The sequence below is a fragment of the Candidatus Neomarinimicrobiota bacterium genome, assembly GCA_034716895.1.
Taxonomy (GTDB): Bacteria; Fidelibacterota; UBA8477; order UBA8477; family JABMPR01; genus JABMPR01.
The window spans coordinates 1-1,652 of record JAYEKW010000232.1 but is presented as its reverse complement, the minus strand read 5'-3'; the positions used below and the strand labels follow the sequence as shown (position 1 = coordinate 1,652).

General features: G+C 45.2%; 2 protein-coding genes. Both read right to left on the bottom strand.

Features of this window, described 5'->3' with window-relative positions:
* Positions 1-52: 52 nt before the first annotated feature.
* The gene (locus U9Q77_12950; protein ID MEA3288265.1) at positions 53-601 is read right to left on the bottom strand and encodes an SDR family oxidoreductase; all 549 of its coding nucleotides are present in this window, start codon (positions 599-601) and stop codon (positions 53-55) included.
* 477 nt (positions 602-1,078) lie between these two features.
* Positions 1,079-1,652: TIGR01212 family radical SAM protein (locus U9Q77_12945; protein MEA3288264.1), on the bottom strand; the 574-nt coding region annotated here is incomplete at its 5' end.

Here is a 1,652-nt window from a genome sequence, read left to right as displayed (position 1 = left end):
GAAGCACATATCCGTCAGATTGCTCTTGAGTTAGCGCCTAAGAAGATTGCCGCTAACGCTCTTCGTGCCGGATATGTGCTTCAATAGCGGCCTTGGCGGCTGAAACCGCTCCATAATTGGGCCAGGCAGTGTGACCACCTGAACTGGTCATGCAAAAAATATGAGCACCCCCATCCATCAGTTTATGTCCCACAACGTCCTGGGTCCAATAAACCAGAGAGTGAGCCATGACATCCAGGGTCATGTCCATTTGATTCTTATGGACAACTCCACCGGAACCAGGATTGTATACTACTGGAAGAAGGGTTCCGAAAGCCAGGGAATGAACCAGAACCTGAACGGTACCATGAGTTTCAGCAAAGGTTTCACTTATCACCTTGATAGCTTCTTTACGAGCACGGGTGTCTGCAGCATTTATGTTAAAAAAGATGGCTTTTGAACCGGCTGCTTCAATGTCGGCTTTGATGGCTTTAACATTGTGCATAGTCGCTTTGCGATCGAGGTGCACACCAAAAATATTATATCCATTAGCAGCCAGTTTGCAGGAGATTGCTCCTCCGAACCCACTTGATGCCCCTAAAATTAATGCCCATTTCTGCATATCAGTTCCTTTCCTGGTCAACGTCTAACTTGCGGGAGAATATAGATTTGACCTTTAGTATGGAAAGTAATATTATTGGTGACCTGAACTGTCATATTCTCCGCATTGATCCAGCCAATCACGCGAATTGCCCAGATATGATACAGTATAATTCTACAGATAGGTGTCTTCGCTAAGCAGGGGGCCGCATGTCTGGCACTACAAGGACTTAGAGAGTACCTCGCCTTCCAGAGACTATCGCTATTACCAGAGCGAATAATAGCCACCACCCAGATAGCATAATGAACTATTTCAAAAAGGATCCAATAAACAAGTTTTCACAATTCACAATTGATGGCCTCGTAAAAAGTCCCTCTCGCAGAGCCGCAAAGTGTTGATTATTATAAACATACGCCATGTTTCCATAACCTATAAAAATTATTGTAGTTAAGTCGATATTCATGTTTTTTCAAATACTTTTTGCGGTTTCGTCACAATTCACAATTCACAATTAAAAAGTTTCCCCTGCCAGGTATCCCTGTGCTTCAACTCTAAATCCATGAGATGGGTCAGTTTGGGAATGTTATAGCCCCAGCGCGGAGCGATAAGAATCTCATCCGGAGCGTCCCCGAATAATCTCTGGATAACGATCTCAGGATCTAAGCGTTCCAGAATGTCAGCAACCAGTTCAATATATTCGTCAGCCTGGAACAGGGGAAAAGGTTCATCCTGATAGCGTTTGGCCAGGACCGTTCCCTTGACCACATGCAGTTGATGGACCTTCAGAAAATCCAAGCCCAGGGCGTTGGCGGCCAATCCGGTTTCCAGCATCATATCCCTGGTTTCCACTGGAAAGCCCATAATGATATGTCCGGCAACCTTAATTCCGTACCTTTTGGTCAGGTTAACTGCCTTGACAACAGACTCATAATCATGTCCCCGGTTCATCCACCTCAATGATCCATCATGGATGGATTCGATGCCATATTCAAGAGTGACCTGAACCCGTTCGTTCAACCGAGCTAAAAATTCCAACAAAGCTTCATCTACACAATCACTGCGGGTACCGATA